This is a genomic window from Corallococcus macrosporus DSM 14697 (genome assembly GCF_002305895.1).
Taxonomy (GTDB): Bacteria; Myxococcota; Myxococcia; order Myxococcales; family Myxococcaceae; genus Myxococcus; species Myxococcus macrosporus.
The window spans coordinates 7933076-7954041 of the sequence record NZ_CP022203.1 but is presented as its reverse complement, the minus strand read 5'-3'; the positions used below and the strand labels follow the sequence as shown (position 1 = coordinate 7954041).

Below are 20966 nucleotides of genomic sequence, written 5' to 3'. Positions count from 1 at the left end.
GGATGCTGCCTGTCCCCGCCAGGGAGTCCACCGGATTCGGCGGCGCCCCGCGCTATCGCAGCGGCTGCCGTGTCAGCGCCTGGGCAAAGGCGTCCTCCCGCTGCCCGGCCACGCACACCGCCAGCCCCTCCAGCACGCCACAGCGCGCGCCCGCCCGGACGAAGGCGCCCACCTGCGGGCGCACCACGACGTACACGGTGTCCGCGTCCACGCCGCCCGGGCGCATGGTGGCGTTGCACTCCTCGGCGATGGACGGCGGGGTCCGGCTGGCGTAGCCGCTGTTGAAGGTGAGGCCCAGCCGGTAGGCCAGGTACCCCGCCGCGTTGACCAGGGGCTCGTTGTAGGGGCACACCCACTGCACCTGCGGCGGGAAGAGGGCCAGGTGTCGATAGTGGCCCTTCAGCGCCGCCCACTCCGGGGCCTGGAGCCGCCGGAAGCCGTCCGGCCGCCGGCGCAGCTCGCTCTTGTCCTGGCGCAAGTCATAGGCCTGCACGGCGACCACCAGCGCGAGCACCGCCGTGCCCACCCAGGCCCGCTCGCGCCACTGCCGCAGCCACAGGAGCAGGGCGCCGCCCATCACCGCGTAGCACAGCGGCCAGATGAAGCGCCCGGACGCGCGGAAGGCGGACGTCAGCCGCGAGAAGGGCTCGTACAGGCCGCCCAGGTCCACCACCAGCCGGCCCGTCCACGTCACGCGGGACGACAGCGCGTAGACGGCCAGCAGCAGCACCGCGACGGCGAAGGGCAGCCCCCGCTTCCAGGGCACATCGCGCAGGGAACGGAAGCGGAGCGCCGCGCCCGCGACGGCGAGCACCCCGAGCAGCAGCGCCCCCGCGCCCACATAGCCGAAGCCCTCGCCCTGCCGCCGCGCCACGGGCAGCGAGGGCAGGAGCCGCGACCAGTCCGTGGGGTTGAACAGCGTGGTCAGGTCGGCGGAGAACTGGCCGAAGCCCTCCGCGCCCAGGCTGCCGCCAGCGAAGTAGCCGAAGAGGGCGAAGAGGAGCAGGTCCAGCACGACGAAGCCCGCCGAGGCCAGCAGCGCGCGGCCCCAGGTGATGACGCGGCCCAGGGCCAGCCGCACCGTCAGCGCCATGGCCAGCGGCGCGAGCATGGCCACCAGGTACGGATGCGTGCTCGCGGCCACGGCGTTCAGCGCGGCGGCCCACAGGAGGCTCCGCTTCGCCGCGCGGGCGTCCGGCGTGTCGCGCAGGTGCAGCCACATCATGGCCACCAGCATCCAGTGCGCGCACAGCAGCAGGTGCCCCAGCCGCGCCGCCAGGGGCGGTGCCATGGCGAACAGGAGCCCGCCCAGCCACTGGTGCGTGGGACGTGGCGACACCACGGAGACCAGCTTCGCGCCGAACCAGCCCATGAGCGCGAAGCCCAGCGCCAGCCAGAGGCCGTGGTACTGGAAGTCCGCGGGCAGCAGCGGGTTGAAGAGCTTGAACAGCACCGCCAGCAGCGGGTTGGCGTCCGTGAGGGCCACGGACGTCCCGTGCGGGAAGAGCTGGTTGGGCGAGCGGGTGAGCGGCAGGCCCCAGGGAGCGTTGCGGTAGAACAGCCAGCCGAAGGTGGTGCCCGCCCAGTCCTCGCGCATCGCCCAGTCGAGGCGCGTGGGGGGAATGGCCCTGGCGCCGCCGAGCCAGAGGAGCCAGGCCAGGCCACCCAGCGCCGCGGCCCAGGGGCCCACCGGCTCGCGGACGGTGAAGGCGCGGCGGCGGGGAGGGACGGAGTCGGGGCAGGCGCCGGTGCAGCGGCTTCGCTCGATGCGTGTGGACTCGGGTCGTCATGGCGGCCTGGGGGGAGGCCGGCACTGTAGGACCGCGCTTCCCGCACGGGCAAGCGCCGTCCCCGGACGTGAGCGGCCAGCCGGCCTAGAGCTGGCAAGGCGTGACGCTGTCGTTGTTCCAGATGCGGCGCTCCTCCGGCGGCCCGGTGTAGACGTCGTCCGCGAGCATCGTCGCCCAGCACGAGGGGAGCCGGGGGTTGTCGGTGACGATGAACGCGTCGCGCACGCGCGCCAGGGCGTCCAGGTGCAGCGCCGTCATCGCCGCGTTCTCCCGCACCTCCAGGGTGCCCACGGTGTGGAGCGAACCCAACGTGCCCAGGTCCTCCAGCGCCTCGTTGCCCGTGACGTACAACCCGCTCATCCACGTCACCTGCTGGAAGCCGGACAGGTCCGTCAGCAGCGGGTTGAGGGTGACGAACAGGGCGCCGCCCATGCTCTGGAGCGCTGGCAGCTCCGTCGCGCGCAGCAGGCGCGGGTTCTCTGCCAGGGAGACGTCGCCCTGAACCCGGAACAGCGACGGCATGGGGCCCACCTGCTCCAGCACCGCGTTGCCCGCGACGATGAGCGAGCCCGCTTCCCTGAGCCCGTCGAAGCGGACGTCCAGCAGCCGGGCGTTGTTCATGACGGTGATGACGCGCTTCACGGCCGAAAGCTGCTCCAGCCCGGAGAGGTGGGTGAGGGCGTTGTTGCTGGAGATGTCGAGCCCGCCGCCAACCATCGTCAGCGGCCCCAGGCCCTCCAGGGACTGGAGCATCGGGTTGCCTGAAATCACGATGCTCCCGTCCACCTGGGCCAGGGCGGACAGCGGCAGCAGCTCCAGGGCGGGGTTCGCGTGGACGGTGAGCGAGCCCGCCAGCGCCTGGACGTGGGGGAACGTGCCCGGACTCCACAGCACGCCGGTGTTCAACAAGGAGAGGTCGAAGCGGGGCGTCACGGCGGCCAGGCCGCTCAGGGACGACACGGCGGGGAGCGAGGCGAGCGCCAGGCTGTGGACGCGAACGGGCGGGAGCGCCTCCAGCGTCTGGGGGCCGATGCGGAGCTCGTTGAGCTGGGCGCTGTCCCGGATGCTCAGCGTCTCCCCGACGTAGCGAAGACCCGGGAGGTTCACCTGCATCAGCCCAGGGTTGCCGTGGATGGACAGCGAGCCTTCCACCGACACGAGGCCGGGCAGCACCACCGCGGTGACCTCCGTGTTCTCGATGGAGAGGTCGCCGCGGATGCTGGTGAGGGCCTTCAGCGCCTCCAGGTCGGCCGCGTTCTCCACGGCGTACGTCCCGTCATGGGTCGCGGAGCGCTGGCACACATAGGCCGTCGCGCGGACCTCGGCGTCGTCGAGCGCCGTGTTCCGGTTGTCGTCCACGCCCGCCTCCACCCGGGTGCCTCCAGCGGTGCAGTCCGGCCCCTCGGGCTCGGGCCGCTGGCGCAGCAGCGTCACGGCGGGGTCCGCGCAGAGGCGCGCGGCCGCGCGGAGCTCGTCGTCGTCGAGCACGCCGTTCCCATTGAGGTCCACGCCGGCCTCCATGAGCGCGTTGTCGTACCGGCAGACGAAGGGAGGGGTCAGCAGCGGGCGCACCTGGGCGAGGACCGGCGCGGGCTCCAGGCAGCCGTGGACCTCGCGAGTCACCTCGTCATCCGAGAGGACGCCGTCTCCATCCAGGTCCGTCCCCGCCAGGGTGAGCTGTCCGCCCAGGGCGCAGGGCTCGCCGGGAGGGAGCTGCCGGGTGCGCACCAGCACGCCCGGCGCGAGGGTGGCGCAGACGTACTCGGTGCCCGTCACCTCGGCGTCGCCGAGCACCCCGTCCTCGTCCAGGTCCAGCCCGGACAGCACGGCCTTGCCGCCGTGCTCGCAGTTCGGGCCCGCGGGCTCGGTGACCACCCGCGTGCGCGCCTCGTGCTGGGTGACGAGCTTGCGCAGGTCGATGCCGTCACACCCGGTGGCCAGGACCAGCGCGCACATCCACATCCATCGCATCTCAAGGAGCCTTTCGGAGCGTCATTCACCGCAGGTGGCGGCGTCATCGTTGCCGCTGATGGCGAGCTGCCCGGCGTCGCCCGTGTAGACGGCGTCCGCGAGCGAGGTCGCGAGGCATGACGGAAGTCCGGCGTTGCCCGTGACCGCGAAGGCCTGGGCGACCTGATGCAGGGAGGTCAGCTCCAACCGGGCGAGGCTCACGTTGTCTGACACCTGGAGGGACTGGAGGCTGCTCAGGGCGCTCAAGCCCTCCAGGGTCGTCAAGGCGGGGTTCCCGCTCACCCTCAATTCGGTCAGGTGGCGAAGCTCGGTGAGGCTCGCGAGCTCCCGGAGGGCTTCGTTGCCAATGATGTCGAGCGATTCGCCGATGCTCTCCGGACTGAGCCCGCTCAAGGAGCGCAGGGCCTGGTTGTTGGCGATGCTGACGTCTCCGCCGACATGGAAGAGGTTCGAGAGTGGAAGCGCCTGCAGCGCGGCATTCCCTTGGACGATGAGCGAGCCCATGAGGTTGTCGACGCTGACGAGCGGCGACTCCTCGCCGGGATGGAACTCCAGCGCATCGTTGTCCGTCAGGAGCAGGTTCACCCGGGGCGACACGCTCAGCAGCCCGCTCAGGCTGCGGAGCTGGTCGTTGTTGCTCACGACGACGCCCCGCCCCACGAGCAGCCGGAGATGGTTGGCGCCGCCGGCCAGCAGGGTGCTCAGCGCGGGGTTGGCCGACACGTCGAAGTCGTCGCCCACGAAGCGCAGGGCCGGCAGGTCCACCCGGGTCAGGAGCTGGTTGTTCCAGAGGCGCAGGGTGTGGTCCACCACGGACAGCGCTGGCAGGCTCAGCTCGGTGATGGACGCGTCGTCAATCCGGAGCGAGCCCTGGATGCGGGAGACATGCTGGAGCGCCGCCAGGTCCGAGGCAGAGCGCACGGTGTAGTCGCCGTGGAGCGTGAGCAGGGCCTCGCAGACGTAGAGTGTCCCGTGGACCTCGAGGCCCTCGAGCGAGCCATTGCCATCCTCATCCACGCCCGCCTGGACGCGAGTGCCTCCCTTCGGGCAGGTCGTGCCAGCGCGCTCGGGGGCCTGCGCGACGACGAGCCGCGCCGGCTCGATGCAGACGTGCTCCATCGCGCGGACCTCGTCGTCGTCGAGCAGCCCGTTCCCGTTCGTATCCGTGCCGGCCTCCACCCAGGTGCGGCCCCAGCTACAGAGCCACGGAGGAATGTGGCCCCCGGGGGGCTGATGTTGGGTGCGGTGAAGCACGCCGCCGGGGGCGGGGTCGGCGCAGCCGTACACCTCGCGGGTGACTTCGCCGTCCTCCAGGACGTCGTTGCCATTGGTGTCCTGGCCCGCGCGTGACACGTGCCCACCGTGAGGGCACTGCTCGCCGGGGGCCACGGCCTGCATGTGCACCAGCACCCCGGGCGTGGGCGTGGTGCAGACGTACTCGGTGCTCGTCACCTCGGCGTCGTCGAGCGCGCCGTTGTCGTTCAGGTCCAGCCCCGCGAGGAAGGCCCTGCCGCCGAGCGGGCAGTGCTCCCCGGCCGACTCCGCGTCCACCCGCGTGCGGGCGTCGTGCTGCGTGACGAGCTTCCGCAGGTCGATGCCGTCACAGCCCGTGAGCAGCACCAGCACCGTCATCCAGGTCCATCGCATGGGTGCGTCTCTTTTCCTCATGACGGGAGTCGCCGCGGGGGGAGGTCACTCGCAGACGGCCGAGCTGTCATTGCCACGAATCTCCGGCGTTTCGCCCGGCCCCACGCGCGTGGCGAGCGACACGGCCAGACAGGTGGGCAGCCGGGGGTTCTCCGTGACGACGAAGTAGCGGCCGACGTCCTCCAGGGCGTTCAGGTCCAGGCGCTGCAGGTTCTCGTTGGAGAGCACCATCAGGTCCTCCACCGAGTGGAGGAGGACGAGGTCCGACAGGTCGGTGAGGCTCGCGTTGTTCTCCACGGTCAGGGTGGTCAGCGTGCGCAGCCGGTCCAAGCCCATCAGCCGGGAGAGCCGCGGGTTCTCGCCGATGTACAGGACGCCGGTGTTCCGCACCCGCTCCAGCCCCCACAGGTCCTTCAGCAGGGCGTTGCCACGAAAATGCATGCCGGAGGTGACGCGCTCCAGCTTGGGGAAGGCCCCCGCCGCCTCCAACACCGCGTTCCGGTTGACTTCGAGCGTCCCCACCTGGGTGAGCGCGTCCATTCCCTCCACCGAGCGCAGGTTGCCGTTGTCACTCACGCTGAGCGCGCCGCCAATGGACGTCAGCGCCGGCATACCCCACAACCCGGAGAGGGCCGCGTTGTCTTCGATGACCAGGTCCCCGACGACCGTCTGCAGCACCGTCCCGCTCAGGGAGCCCAGGGCGGAGTTCCCACGGATTGTCAGGGAGCCGCCCAGCCACTCGAGGTGCCGGAAGGGGAGGGTGGAGAGCGCCGCGTTGTCTTCCACGGTGATGTCGCCGGGGTGCCCGGCGACATAGGTGAAGTACCCCCCGTCGAGGGCGTCGTTGTCCTTCAGGAAGAGGCTGTTCGCCGGGGAGACCGCGCTGACCCCCGCGAGCGTGGAGAGCAAGGGATTGGAGACCAGGCTGAAATCTCCCCGGACCCAGAGCGGGGCGTGGCTGCCGTTGCCCAGGGACAGCGTGCTCAATGCGGCGTTCTGGGAGACCAGCAGCGGCCCTCTCACGAGGCGCAGCGAGGGCAGCTCCAGGCGTTCGAGCGACGTCTCGATGACCTCCAGCGCGCCTTCGACCAGCATCAGGTCCGGGAGGACGGCCTCCGTGGCGGTCCCGGCGGCGAAGAGGAGGTTGCCGCGAATGCGGGAGATGCCCTCCAGCGCCACCAGGTCCACCGCGTTGCGCACGTGGTAGTTGCCGTCCAGCGTGTGCAGGGGCTGGCACACGAACATGGAGGACATCACCTCTTCGCCCTCGAACACGCCGTCCGCGTCCGCGTCGGTGCCCACGTCCACCTGGGTGCTGGGCGTGGGGCACGCGGCGCCCGCGGGCGCGGGTGACTGGCGCAGCAGGACCTCGGAGGGGAGGACGCAGAGGTTGGCCGTGGCCCGGACCTCTGCGTCATCCAGCACGCCGTCGCCGTCCTGGTCCTGGCCCGCCTCCACGACGGCGCCCTGTTCGCCGCAGGGGAAGATGAACGGCTCCCGGGGGCGCACGCGGGTGACCACGGCCCCGGAGCTGGCGCAGCCGTAGACCTGGCGGCTGACCTCGCTGTCGTCCAGCTCGCCGTTGCCATTGGTGTCCTGGCCCGCGCGGTACACCTTGCCGCCCTCGGTGCAGTTCGCGCCCGCGGGCTCGTCCTGCACGCGCACCAGCACGCCGGGGATGGAGGTGACACACGCGTACTCGGCGCGTGTCACCTCGTCGTCGTCGAGCGCGCCGTTGTCATTCCGGTCCAGGCCGGTGCGGACGAAGTGGCCCCCATGGACGCAGTTGGCGCCCGCGGGCTCGGGGTCCAGCCGGGTGAGCGGCGGGTGCTGCCGGACGAGCTGCTCCAGGTCGATGCCGTCACACCCCGTGGCGAGCACGAGCACCGCCATCCACATGCGTCTCATGAACAGGTCCCTCAGCGTCGCAGCGCCAGCTCGAAGCCGAAGGCGCGGTCCCAGTGATTGCTGTTGTCGAGGGTGACGCGGTCGTAGGTGAACGTGGCCGCCAGCCGCAGCCGCACACCCGCCAGACTTCCCGTCACCCCCGCCGCCGTGTACGTGGAGAACACGGTGGGGTCGCCCATGCGCACCTGTCCGCGGGTGATGCCCAGGAAGCCCCAGCCCGCGCCCGCCTCCAGGAACAGCGGCACGCGCAGGCGCTTCGGAGCCTGCGCGCCCAGGAGTCCCAGCAGCGCGCCCCGGTGCGTGCGGATGCCGTCGGTGGCCAGCGGCGTCAGGCCATAGCTGGCGCGCGCGCCGTAGTAGAGCGACGGCAGGGGCGCCTCGCGCCGCCACGTCACCGTGGGGCCGGTGGCCAGCGTGTCCATCCCGAGCGGGGCCTGCTGTCCCGTCCAGCCCAGGTCCCAGCCTTCCATTGCGTGGGGCCGCCGCGTCATGAAGCGCGGGAAGGCGCCGCCCGCGCCCGGCGGGAAGGCCTGGGATACGCCCACGTGCGCGAGCCCCGTTGCCGCCACGTAGCTTTCGTAGAAGGCCTTGTCGAGCGGCACCGCGAACAAGCCCTTGCGCAGGGCCTCCTCGGCGGGGCCGCGCTCCTGGAGCTCGCGGTCGCCCAGGTCGATGACGCCGGTGGACAGCTCGGCCAGGGTGATGCGGGCCTCCTGCGTGGGCGTGCGAATCCAATACACGTCGCGCTCGGGGAGGCGCAGCAGCACGTACTGGTCCTCGGAGCGGCGCACGTCGGCCAGGCGCCGTCCGTCCGAGTCCTCCACGGAGATGCGCGAGTGCTCGAGGCCCGAGGGCAGCGGGAGGCTGGGCCCCTTCGGCGCGGGGCCCACCAGCGGACGCCGGGGCTCGCGGGTGGGTGCGAAGGCGTGGAGGGACAGGCGCGCGGGGAGGCCCTTCACGCCCTGGAGCGACGCGGTGACGAAGGCGCCCAGCTCGCTGTACTCCACCTGGCCGTCGCCGTTGATGTCCGCGGCGCCCATGAGGCCAGAGCGGGCCACGTGGCTGAAGACGCCGGCGCGGATGCGGGACCACTCGTGCGTCTCGCCGTCGTCGCTCTCCGCGAACACGGCGCCCACCGTGGGCCGGGTGGCGAGCTGCTCGCGGGCGAGCATGCCGCGCAGCTCCGCGAGCACCGCCGCGTCCGTCTGGCCGCCGCGGCTTCCCACGACGCCGGAGGCGCGGCACGCGTCCACGATGAGGTGGACGTAGCTGGCGCCGAGCGGGTCCACCACGTCCGCGTAGAGGCTGGCCTTGTCGAGCCGTCCCCCGTCGAGCGTGAAGTACGCGCGCCCTGCTTCGTCTGTGTTTCCGTGGCCCACGTAGACGAGCAGCACGTCTGTCTGTCGTCCCAATTCATGGTCAACGAGGTTGGCCGCGCGGAGGCGGGCCACCTCGCGCTTCACCTCGTCGGGGGTTGGGGGCCGGGCGCCCGCGAGCACCGGCCGGGCCGTGGCGCGCGTCGCTTCGTCCGGGTCCACCAGCAGCGTCGTCTCCACGCCCAGGCGCTGAAGCGTCTCCGCCCACAGCACGCCGTCATCGTCCGCGAAACGCAGCGACGGGAGCGACGGGTCGTCGCTCCCGTTATGGGCAATGACCAGGGCACGGCGGACCACGGCTTCGGCCGAGGCACCACGGGCCAGCAGCAGTGCCGCGGCGCCGAGGAGCACTCCCAGCTTTTTCATGGCCCTTCCTCTACCCTCACTGACTGCCTGAGCACCACCGTGCCCTCGGTGGGCTCGCCGCGCAGGGTCGCCAGGGACTCGGCCGGGCTGCCCGCGAAGACGGCGACGACTTCGACGGTGCCGGCCGTCTCGGGCATGGCCACGGTCAGCTCGAGGGGGGCTTCCTTGCCCAGGCTTCCAGACAGGGCGAAGGGACCGGCCGTCACCTCCGCCTTCTTGGCGCCGCGGACCTGGACCGCGACGTGGGTGAAGGGCGCCTTGCCCCCGGCGGCGAAGGCGAGCATGGCGCCGGCGCGGCAGGCGTCTCCGGCGTGCAGCTCCCGCAGAGCCTGGCCGGGGGTGGCGCAGAAGATGCGCAGGGCGACGCTGGGGGGCGTGGTGCCTTCGCCGCGGGAGGTGAACTCTCCGAGCGTGTTCGAGGCGGAGGGGACGAGCACGACGGCGAGGAAGACCGCGGCCAGCGCGCCGCCGAGGAGGGCCAGGGAGGGCCACCGGGAGAGCGTCTGCTCTGGCGCGGCGGCGGCGAGGGCGGCCTCCAGGCCTCCGTCTGACAAGGCTTTGAGCTCCACGGAGGACGGGGCGTGGAGGTCATTGCCTTCGAGGGCGCGGTGGGCCTGGGCCCAGCGCTCGTAGCGGGGGCCGCAGCGGCGGCAGTCGTGGGCGTGGCGCAGCAGGCGGGCGGCCTGGTGGGAGGACAGGTCCCCCAACGACCACCGGGTCAGGCTGGCGTCGATATGTCTCTCGTACCACCTCATGAGGGCATGCTCCCGATTGCGCACAAGGCGAGCGAGGCCAGGAGGACTCCCAGCTCCATCCGCCCGGGCTCGGCCGATGCGTCCAGCCAGCCCGATTCCTTCAGATGCTCCGTGAACTGCGTCCGCAGCCGCCGCTCGCGCACCCGGACCTCGCCTCGGGTGAGCTGGAGCTGCAGGGCGGCGGATTCCTGCGAGAGCCCTTCGACGAAGCGGAGCTGCGCCAGGGCGCGGCCTTCGTCCGTGAGTGTGTCGAGGAAGGCGCGGACCAGGTCGCGCACCTCGGCGCTGAGGGCTTCTTCCTCGGGCGTCCTGGCCTCGGTGGGCAGGTGCGTCAGCTCGGGCGCGTCGTCCATGGGGACGGCCTCGCGGGACACGCGTCCCGACGCGCGCATGAGGTCGATGGCCGTGGAGCGCGCCACCGTGAGGAGGAAGCCCAGGTAGGGGCGAACCCCGTCATAGGCCTGCCGCATGTTGGGCCGGAAGGCCCGGACGAAGGTCTCTTGATGCGCGGCGTCCAGGTCCAGCGCGGACAACGCGACGGTGCGCGTCCCCCCCTCCGCGCCCACCGCGAACTTTCGCGAGAGGTAGCGGAGCACCTCGGGCGAATAGGTCCGGTACACCTGCGTGAGGACGGACGTCTCCCCCCGGCGGAAAGCCTCCAAGACGGACCGGTCGTTTCCAGGCAGCACGGTAGCTCCGTCCCTCATCGCGAGCCGGCTCGAGCCCAATGCCCGGCCGTCCGTCATCCCTTCAAAATGGGATACGGAGCGGGGTCGCAAAATGGGTCGCGCCTAATAACGCATGGGGCGCATTTTCATTGTGGGCCCGTTCGAGGATTCCCACCCGGCGCCGGAAGGGGCCATGTAGGGTGCAGGGCTACCCAGGATTGGCGGAGGCGGTCGAGCAGGGCCCGGTGGTTGGACGGGCCCAGTCCCTGGGCTGACGGTGGGGTGGCGGACCACCAGGCGGCGTTGAAGAGACAGTCGGCGGTGTTGGCCCGGAGCGGGGGCAGGGCGTCACGGTCCTTGGGGTACAGGGCCAGGAGCTGGCGCTCCAGTGGACCCAGTGCAGTGTCAGGGCCGCGGTACTCCGGGCCGTACCAGGCCTCCGTGAAGTAGATGGGGCCGCGTCCACGTCGAAGGCCGTGACGAATCCCGCGTATCCGGAGCCCGCGTCCGGCGTGTTCCAGTCCCGGGCAATCTGCCGTGCGTACTCGGCGTTCATCACCGGGTAGAAGATGGGCTGGTCTGGGAGCCGGGGCGGGAAGGCCGCGCAGCCACTGTCGAGGATGAGCTCCGCCTCCTTGAGGCCGACTGGGCGGTACAGCGTGAGGGGGGGGCGACATGGGGCGGGCTCATTCGGGTGGCCAGCAAGGTCTCAAGTGGGTTGTTTCGGGACCCAGGTGGGGGGGCAGGACTCACACTGGTATTGGTTTCTGACGCACTGTCTGTGTTGCCGACCTTCTTACTGCAGCATCGGTCAGCCCCCTCTCTCGATGGGGTTCTGACCCAGCTGACCGGCATGCCCTGTCGTTGATGCGCTGCTGACCCAGGTAGGGACGTAGGCGTCGTGACGAAACCATGATGGTCCAGGAATTGACAGTTGTCAGAGTGGGCAGGTAGTGAACTCCGCAAGGGGAGATGTCAATGCGAGCCTTGGGGCGTGCGATGCGGTCAGGTCAGACGGGGATGTTGCTGCTAGCGCTGTTAGGGTCGCTGGTGGCACGTGCGGATGGGGGCGTTTGGAAATGGCTGCCCGAGCAGCAGCTCGAAGCGGGGCTGTCGGCTGACTCGATGTGCCGCCAACCTCCTTTGTTGGAAGAAAACCTGGCTGAGGACTGGACAGCGGCTTTTGAGGCAGCACGCGCCGAGTGGGAGTCAAGACGGGATGCGGACCAGGTTCGCTTGGTAGAGAGCCTGGCGAAGGCCCATGCAGTTCTTGGCGCTCGGCCGTCTTGGTGGCAGCGTTTTCTACATGCGCCATGGCCTGATGCGACAGAAACACTCGCCCTGGAGCGCGCCCACGCCGCTCTCCGGAATGTCATGGAGCAAGTAAGCGCAGGCGCTTTCCTGGGGGACTCATCCCAGGCCTACAAAGACGAAATTTTGGAGGCAATTGCGCTTCAATTGAAGGCAATTGAATCACTTTCTGGCGGTAGCTACTCACGGGCATGGCAACTGGCTTGGGGTGCTTCACCGCACGAGAGCATCACTCGGTTGCAATCGAAGGTTTCGAGTTGGGACGCTGGGTTTGCGGTAGACGATGTGACGCAAGTTGCTCGAATCGAAAAAGTTGTGGCAACTGACCTGCAGGAAGGCGTGGTCGGTCAGCCGCTCGCTTTGCCGGTGTCAGTGCGAGTGTCGACTCTCTCTGGCGACCCTGTTGTCGGTGCGACTGTAACGTTCAAGCGCGCGGGGAATGCTCAGTTGACGTTTCTGCCACAGTCCGGCCCGGGGGGAACCCAGAGTGAGTTGCAGGCAGTTACAGACGATAACGGGCACGCGTCGGTGCGGGTGGTTCCCGATACGAATATCGCGAGGTCACCTGTTCAAAGGATGGGCACGCACGCTGCCCAGCACCTGGGCTACAATTTAGTGACAGCGGAGACATCAAACGGAACTCAGGTGTTTGGGCTGATTCAGCCATTCGTACTGATTGGATTACCGGATGTCCCTGCGGACCTTCGTCCAAGTTTTGATACTACGCCGACCGAGCCTGGCTTGCAGATGATGGGGAGCCTGAATGTTCGGGTCGTAGACCAGTATGGAAATAACCTGGCAAATCAGCCCGTGGTTTGGACGCAGTTGAACCCGACAGGACGGTTCTTTACGTCTGGCATGGTCGACACTCCCCAAGTCCTCGATTATTCGAGTCCGCTCCAGTTGATGACAATAACTGGCTGGTCGCTGACCTCTGGGTTTCAGAGTGTGAGCTATATTCCTGGACCAACATCGGGGACTTATCGAGTTACGGCTGCATTGGGGGGGCTCACTCGAGACTTTGACGTGAGTGCAACCGCGTCTACGAATAGATATGTTTTGCGTGCTCCGCCTTATGATCCGTTTGCTACTGTCTATGGGACGCGCTCTTCGCGGGTCTCAAAGATTCAGATTCTACACTGGGCACAAGGCGCCACCGGTTGGAGTCCGCTGAATGGCAATGAGCCGGGGTTGCTGGTTGCCGAGGTCCGGATTGAGACGTATGCGGGTTATGGACCAGGTGGAATCAGTCAAAATCTGCTGGATGACTATGTGGAAGAGCCCGTTTTGGTAGGAGTTGAGCCCCTTGATGATGCGCTATCTGTTGTTCATCGCGTAAAGGCTTTGGTGACGCCTTCGGCGGCGAATCCTGAATCGTATCAGAATTACCTTGTAAGTTGCCGTGTGTATGAGGATGGGCGTGTCACTCCTGTTTACTGTCATCGGCAGATGTTTGCCCCCAGTCGTTCTGTCGTTCCTTCCTTACACCTTGTGAAGAGACTTCCGGATGGCAGAATCGTAGCTTCTGAGGGGGATGCGGATGCGTCCGACCAAGCGTTGGGATTTACAGTAAACAACAGCAGCTCGGACAAGCTCTATGTTCGAATGATGGTTCAGCCAAACGAACCTGGCGACGCCATTGTAATGGGATTTGAGCAACTGCCTCTTGACTCGGATGGTGATGCGGAAATTCAAGCAACCGCCAGCATTCGTCACCTATTGAGCCTAAACTCCTCTACTCGGGGCGGGAGTGTTCGGTTCGAACTGTACGCGAAGGATTATGGCCCAACTTCCGCCACAAAGGTGCTTCAGGCCGTCAAGGAGTTCTGGGTCACTGTTCCAGAACCAGAGCTTGAGTTGAGGGGCCTCCCGCTGGTCGCGCGTTGGGTGTTGCCAGCGTGGGATTTTGTTTCTGCGCGGAATCCTGTTCCGGGGCAGCCTCCACCTGAGGATGCCCAGGTGCCTGTGGCTTATTCCGCCCAGCTTGTTGCGCTTGTCAATTCTGATGGAGTACTGCGCGTGTTGCGCGGCGGGGAAGAGATCTCCAGATCCGCTGTGCAGGTCAACGCTAGTAATGCCGTCACGCAAGTCACCCCGATCAGCGGATTGCCCATCGTGGTGGAGTGGAATGGATACGCGGTGGTGGACCTTTCACCGGGGACTGCGGGCGTTGAAACTATTGGTATCTCATTTACTCCTGCGAATGCCAATGGTCGGACAGTGACCCGTGAAGTGCCACTCAAGACCTCGGTTATGTCAGAAGGGCGGCTGCCTGTGGGCCATACGTTCATCAAGGGGGTCAGCTTGGTGGATGGTCATTTGGTGAAGCAGGCCGTGGATCTGGAGTCTCCAAGTCGCGGCCTGGGGCTGACATGGTCGCGTACCTATGCCAGCGGTGAATCAGAAGACGGTGTGTTGGGGCTGGGTTGGACGCATGCCTATAATGGGGTCGTTAGGCCTCTTGGAAACTTCCGTTTCCTCGTCACCAGTGGAGAGGGTGGCGCACAGGCATTCAGATGCACCGGTGACGGCACGGGGTGTACTCCGCAACCGGGATACCACGGAACGTTCCGTGCGGAGGGCTCCGGATCCGATCGAAAGTATGTTTTCAGGGCGAAGAGCGGGGTGGAGTATCACTACGGCCTGAGGGACCCATTCAGCTTCGCCGAGCAGTATCGGCTTACGTCGGTGGTTGCTCCGACTGGGCACTCGCTGAGGTTGGATTACAACAACTTCTCTGGAGAGGGGACACTGTCGCGGGTATTCGATCTGGCGAGCGGGCGGTCTCTCTGGCTAGGGTATCAGCGAATAGCAGGGCGAGAGAGAGTCGTCAGTGTGGGGTTGCATCATTCTCGAACGGCAGATGCCAATGAGGTGGAGTTTCTACAGACCTGCGTCCGGTACGATTATAATGAGCAAGGCAGATTGGCGTCCGTTTCTCGCTACGACGGTACCTGTTCTGAGGAAACTCCTGTTCGGACTGAGTCCTTTGCCTACGAGCAGGGCACTTCCGAGGCAGGCCGGAGTCGTATGTCTCAACATACGGGACCCGATGGCGAGGTAACTCGATATGCGTATTACAGCAGCACGGATGTGGTGGCGGGTGAGGACGATTACCTGCTGCTGATGAATAAAGACGAGAGAGTGAAGGAGGTGATCGAGGTTCTCGAAACGTCGCCTGTTCGAGAGGGGATCACCACGTTCACGTATAGTATCGCGCCAGAGCCGCGCACGATTCTCGGGGAAGCTCTGACAACCTACACTACGACGGTCCATGGGCCTCGGCCAGGTGTGCCTGCGTCAAGCTACCGGATGAATGCGACAGGGGCCGTTGTTGAGACGGTGCGTCCGTTGACCACTGGCGTCTTTGCGACGTCTAGTGCGCTATGGAGCGCAACTCACCGGGCCCGTGAAACAGAAGCAGATGAGCGCGGGCGAGTGACGCACTTTGTCTATGATGAGCTTGGAAATTTGATTGAACGTCGTATCGAGGGCACGGTGCTGCCGGGGGCTGGGCTTATCGCCCCTACGCTCCAGGTTGTGGACGCTCAGGGCCTGCCCGTCGAAGAGGTTGTGGAGAAATGGGGATACGACCCGGGATTCAACGTTCAGGTATGTCATGTGGATGCGGAAGGTTTTGCAACCGTCTCCAGAATCGACTCGATGGGGGATTCTCCTGAACAGGTTGTTCCTGCGGGGACAGGGCGGTTGCTTGAGACGCGCCGCTACGCGAACCGGGTGTCTCGTCCGGCGCTGACTTCGACTGCGCCTTGCGACGAGGTGGTGGCATCCTTGGCGACGTCGCCGCAGGACGTTGTGTTGAGTTGGCGTTATTGCGGGATTGAGGGCGCTGAGTGCCCGACGAATGCTCTGCCAGGAGATTTGGCCGCGACCGTCGGCGCGGACGGTCATGAGGAGCAGGTAACGGAATATGACCGGTACGGGCAGTTGCGCTCAAGGACACTGCAGGTGGGCGATACGTCTGTCATCACCGTGCAGTCCACCTTCGATGAACGGGGGCGACTGGAAGTTGAGCAGGATGGTCTTGGCCGGCATCGGACTCTACAGTGGGACGCGCTGGACCGGCTGACGCAGGAGGACCAGTGGAACTTTGGGGAGCCAGGGGTGTCGCGGACGGTGCAGTATTACGCGGGCGGGCAGCTCAAGCGTGAAGAGCAGGGAGTGGATTTCGTCAGAGACTACTACCTGGACGCCGCTGGACGATTGGCGCGCATCGTAGAGTCAGGAGGTGGACTCGCCGCTCCATTGGAGACCCGTTACGGCTATGACGAGGCGGGTAATCGCACGACGGTCATTGACCGCCGCGGCGTACTTACCACCACAGCCTACGATTTCGCGGATCGGCCCGTGGAGGTGACGGTCTCGGTGGCGGACGGTCCCCGCTTCATTTCACAGGGGGGAAGCCCTGATGAGGTGGGGAAGAGCTACGTCCTCTCGACAACCAGGTATGACGCTGCCGGTAACAAGGTCTGGCATTTGGATTTGTCTGGGTTTGACCGGACATATCGATTGGACTCGTTGTACCGAGTCGTGGAAGAGCATAGCCCCGAGGTGCCGGGGGTGTCCGATACTGCCCTGCCGCTGCGTTACATTCAGGAGTCTAGGTACGATTTGGCCGGGCGGAAGGTTCGCCACGTGGATGGGAATGGGCACGCGAGCACCACTGCGTACGACTTGCTTGGACGAGCCGTTGCCCTGACGGACTCGCTCGGTCGGGTGGAACGTCGTAGCTATGACGGGAGAGGTAACGTCACAGAGGTACGTTGGGAGGCCGGAGGTGTGCTGCAGCGGATGCTGAGCACGACATATGATGGCCTTGGCCGAACACTGTCGACCACAGAGAGTGCCGCGACGGAAACAGGCAACGTTGTTTACACAACGCAAACCGTCCATGATGACGTTGCGCACGTTACATGGACCCAGAACGCTCGGGGGCTGCTCCAAGCGAGCCATTTGGACGGCTTGGGGCGTGTTTTCAAGGTGGTCGAGGACGCGCCGACCGGCCCGCTGCCCCGCCAACCAGATGATGCGCGCATTGGGCCTGCTCTCGCTCTGACAAGTACCGTGGAGTATGACGCATTCAGTCGGGTGGCTGCCCGAGTCGATGCGCTGGCGCGACGCACTGAAACGGTGCACGATGCGTTAGGACGGCAGGTGGCGGTGCATCACCCCATGGGTGTTTCCTCAAGCAAGGCTTACGATGGCGAAGGAAACCCCATCCAGTCTGTGGACGGTCGCGGAATCACGAGACGGTTCACCTACGATGCACTGGGCCGACCTCGTAATGAGGTGTTGGTGGAAAGTTTGTCCCAGGGAGGACAAGCCCTTGTCGTGGGACAGCGTGCGTATATTGATGCCCGGGATGTAGACGCGCTGACGCGAGAGGAAGTGTTGGATGCACGTGGGAACCTCACAACGATCTACCGGGATGGCCTTGGCCGAGAGGTTCGCCGCGTCGATGCACTTGGGTATGTGACGAAATCCAGGTTTGACGCTCTTCATAAGCGTCAGACTGAAGATGCGAAGGGGTACATTACTCGCTTCTCGTTTGATGGTGCTGGGCGAGTCCTGAGTCAGTCGGATTTTACCTCGACCAGCAGTGCGTCGACGTACTCGCAGACCTGGGAGTACGAGGATGCAGCCCGCGAGCAGACCCACTTGAACAGGCGCGGAGTCCCCACCGTATTGCTCCATGACGGGCTGGGGCGGAAGACCCGCAGCGTCCGAGGGCAGGATGCAGACGTTGCGGAGGAGTCCTGGGAGTATGATGCGGCGGGACATCCCATTCGATTCGTTGATGCGAATGGTCATGCGACCGAACGACTCTACGATGGAGCCGGACGCCTCATTGAAGAGGTTTTGGCTGCTGGCACACTCGCCTCCGCGAAGACGACGTTCCAGTATGATGCTGCCGGTCAGTTGACGCAGACAAAGGGGCCACGAGTCACAGGAAGCGCATTTGATCTCCGCTACACCTATGATGATTTGGGCCGGCGTGTTCGTGAAGAGAATGCACTGAATCAGGTTACGGCCTGGGCGTACGATGCCGTTGGTAATAAGGTTTGTACCAAGCAACCACTAGGACAGTCTGCGCTTGCGCACGGTGCTGCAAGCGGAATGTCATTGTCCCAGTTGGAGGCGAATGCCTGTGGGGGGACGCACGTAACGAGATACGCGTACGAGGAGGAAGGCAAACTCGTATCCGTTACGGATGCCGCGAATGGGCTCTACACGTACGTCTACGATGCCGCCCGTAATATGGTGGCGAAGCAGGATGCGAACGGAAATCTCACGACGTATGAGTACGACGCCCGAAACTTGCGTTCAGTTGAGCACCAGCATCTCGATGCTCACTCACGGCTGACTTCGGCGCAGCGGTCGAGTGTCCCGCTATTCGAGAGTGGTGCGACGCCCACCAGTAACACGGGGACTTTGACCTGGCGCCATGCGTACGATGGCAACCGGAACGAAGCCTCCCGTGTAGATCCGAAGGGGCAACGAGTCGAGTTCTCCCATGGTCTCCTTGACCGGTTGGCAAGCCGCACGTACTCGCAACATGCGACCCCGCGTGAATTCCCTTCTGTTGATTCTGAGGTCCTTACTTATGATCCAAATGGGAATCTGACCGGCGAGTCACAGTCAAAGCAGACCGCCAATGGTGTCCGCCTGGAGGTTGTTACCTCTACGTTCGACGCGCTCGACCGGCTGAAGACGCGTTTGCGTGAGTATGACGGGAAGCAAGTCTCATACAGGTACGATGCATTGGGGAGCCGTACGCGAGTCGAAGACTCGGACGGTGTCGCGACTACGTACATGTACGATGCTTTGGGACGGCTTACGCAAGCGACGTTACCTGAAGGCGTCGTGGAGTATCGATACTGGCCCGATTCGCTCCTGAAGGGGGTTACATGGCCCAATGGAATATTTGAAGGCCGTTGCTACGACGCAGCAGGGCGCCTCTCGCAGATTGTTGTCGGCAGAGGAGGCGTGAATGATTCGTGCCAGAGTATCGGAGGTATGGTCAGTCGTCATGCGTATGTGTATGATGATAATGGGAACCGCCTGGTTCAGACCGCGGTGCGCACGAGCCCTTCGACTCAGGAGCTTGGGAGCCCGGAGTTTACCGAGTATGGATATGATGTTCTGAACCGTCTCACCGGCGTTAAATCCCCAGATGGACAGGCTTCGCTCTATCGGTGGGATGCTGTGGGGAATAGAACAGGTGAGCGGCGTGCGCCGAGTCTTGCTGTCCCGGGGCTCGGTCCCGATTCATACAATACGGTTCTGGCCCACGAAGTTACGTATGATGTTGTCGGTATTTTTAATCGCGTGGATTGGCTTCGAAATATTCGTGATTTCAAGGATATTTCGAAACACGTTTCGCTGAGCTATGATCTCGCAGGGAATATTGTGGGGAAGACGGCGCAGGGCTCTACCCGCGTCTTCGCCTGGGATATTCGCAACACGCTGACGGCGGTTTATGACAACGGTGTGGAGGTTGGTCGTTACGACTACGATGCCAATCTCCAGCGGACGGAAAGGCGGACGACCTCAGAGCATGTGGGGTATGTGCTTGATGGCGTCTTTGTCCTGCAGGAAGCAGATGGTAGCCAAAGCCACCAGCCTACGCAGCGTCGTTATCACTATGGCGAAGGTCCGCTTGCCGTAAGCGACGTGGCATCGGCTGCCCTCAGTTTCTTGGGAATAGATGCACTTGGAAGCGTGACAGATGCTCTGTCCGCGACTGGTCAGGTTACCTCTGCACGAGAGTATGATGCGTGGGGGAACTACCGTGGTGGTTCGGCCCCAGGCGTCAGTGACTTCAAGTTGGGGTTCACGGGGCACCAGTACGACGTGGAGACGGGATTGACTTATGCGAGGGCCCGCTACTACGACGGCGACTTGGGGCGGTTTATCTCACGGGACTCGTACGGTGGCCAACTGGACGATGCTCCGAGCTTGCACCGGTATGTGTATGCGCATGGGAATCCGCTCGCCTACTACGACGAGGATGGGCACTCGGCGACGGCTGTCGGTGCGGTTGGGGGGTTCTTCTGGGGCGCAGCCCAGATGGGCCTTGGGATGGGCAAGGACCTCGTCAATGGCCGAATCAGAGATACGACTGACTATCTCTCCCTCTGGGGACAGAACATCATCGGTGGCATGGAGATTGGTGCTTCGATTGACCTCACCATCGCAAGCGGTGGTTTGGCCGCGACGATGGGATCAGGCGCCCTCGCTGGAGCGGGGTTCAATGCCCTGACTTTCATGGGGGAGCGCGAGAGTTGGTCGGAGTTCGCCTCACAGCAGAAGAGCGGCGCAGCCTATGGAGCAGTTCTGGGGCCCATTGCCGGCAAGGTTGCACCGGCTCTTGCGAAGGTGCCGCTTATAAAGGAGGCGGTGGAGGCGGTTGGGGCGGCAGGCACAAAGCTGGTTGCCCGCGTGGCGACAACACAGTCCGGAAGGGCCCTCCTAGCGTCTTCAAACCCCTTCAAGACTCTTGGGGTCGGCACGGCGGATGACGTTGCTGCTGGAGTGGCTAGTGGCTTCCAGCAGGGGGCAGCAGAGACGATCAATGGTGGGAGCGTGATGGCTCCTGCAGGTGGGTATGCGCCTGTTGCTGCGAGTCCCCTATTGGGGAAGTCCTCAGGAACGTTCCTGTTCCGTGGAACTTCGGAAGGGTATGCAGGTAATGATGCGTTGCAGCGCATCGGAATCACGCCAGCTTCAACAGATCCTGCTGTCGCTACCATTTTTGCTACCGAAAGCTCCAACTTTGGAAAGGGGGTTGTGCATGTCGCGTCTCCTGCCGATTTGGCCGGAATTGAGATTTCCGCAGGCAACTATCTGGCGGCACTTGAAAAGGAGGTCGCAGTTAATGTCGCCCCGTTGGACTTTGCGCGGCGGGCAGGGGTCACGCTCACAGTCGAGGAGGCACGGGCTCTCTTGCGCGGACTAGGAGCGGAAGTTCCGGGACGGGTGCCGGACAAAGCGGCGCTAAGTGATGCACTAAGGAACGCTCCGCAACTTACGGCGGATCAAGTTCGGGCATTCGTCCGGGAGGCAACGAAGAAGGTGAAAGGTCCATGACGAGCAGGTACTTTGAGTTTGGCGTTGAGATAGTTATTCCCCACGCTGGTAGTGTCTGTGCCG

The 20966-nt window shown here is 65.3% G+C and carries 8 protein-coding genes; 1 reads left to right on the top strand and 7 read right to left on the bottom strand.

Annotated elements, in window-relative coordinates; genetic code table 11:
- Positions 1 to 52 precede the first annotated feature (52 nt).
- From MYMAC_RS32175 to MYMAC_RS32145, 7 genes are all read right to left on the bottom strand, one after another.
- On the bottom strand, positions 53 to 1690 hold the full coding sequence (locus tag MYMAC_RS32175; protein WP_095960827.1) for a DUF6311 domain-containing protein: 1638 nt from the start codon (positions 1688 to 1690) through the stop codon (positions 53 to 55).
- 184 nt (positions 1691 to 1874) lie between these two features.
- Positions 1875 to 3746 (bottom strand): DUF7151 family protein, encoded by a 1872-nt coding sequence (locus tag MYMAC_RS32170; protein ID WP_239989148.1) that lies wholly within the window; start codon positions 3744 to 3746, stop codon positions 1875 to 1877.
- 36 nt (positions 3747 to 3782) lie between these two features.
- Positions 3783 to 5408, bottom strand: a complete 1626-nt coding sequence (locus MYMAC_RS32165; protein ID WP_095960825.1) for a DUF7151 family protein — start codon at positions 5406 to 5408, stop codon at positions 3783 to 3785.
- Positions 5409 to 5453: 45 nt separating this feature from the next.
- Positions 5454 to 7316 carry a protein phosphatase 1 regulatory subunit 42 gene (locus MYMAC_RS32160; RefSeq protein WP_239989147.1) on the bottom strand — a complete coding sequence of 621 codons (1863 nt, stop codon included), beginning with the start codon at positions 7314 to 7316 and terminating at the stop codon, positions 5454 to 5456.
- A gap of 11 nt (positions 7317 to 7327) precedes the next feature.
- Positions 7328 to 9058, bottom strand: a complete 1731-nt coding sequence (locus tag MYMAC_RS32155; RefSeq protein WP_095960824.1) for a caspase family protein — start codon at positions 9056 to 9058, stop codon at positions 7328 to 7330.
- Positions 9055 to 9813: a hypothetical protein gene (locus tag MYMAC_RS32150; protein WP_204817090.1), complete on the bottom strand. Its 759-nt coding sequence runs from the start codon at positions 9811 to 9813 to the stop codon at positions 9055 to 9057. Before MYMAC_RS32150 ends, MYMAC_RS32155 begins: the two co-directional genes overlap by 4 nt.
- Entirely contained in the window at positions 9810 to 10502 is a 693-nt protein-coding gene (locus tag MYMAC_RS32145) for an RNA polymerase sigma factor (RefSeq protein ID WP_013937677.1), read from the bottom strand. The genes MYMAC_RS32150 and MYMAC_RS32145 overlap by 4 nt, the downstream gene beginning before the upstream one ends.
- Before the next feature lie 999 nt (positions 10503 to 11501).
- Between MYMAC_RS32145 and MYMAC_RS32135 the strand changes: the two genes are divergently transcribed.
- Complete coding sequence (locus tag MYMAC_RS32135) at positions 11502 to 20903, top strand: RHS repeat-associated core domain-containing protein (RefSeq protein ID WP_239989146.1); 9402 nt, start codon at positions 11502 to 11504, stop codon at positions 20901 to 20903.
- Positions 20904 to 20966: the final 63 nt, after the last annotated feature.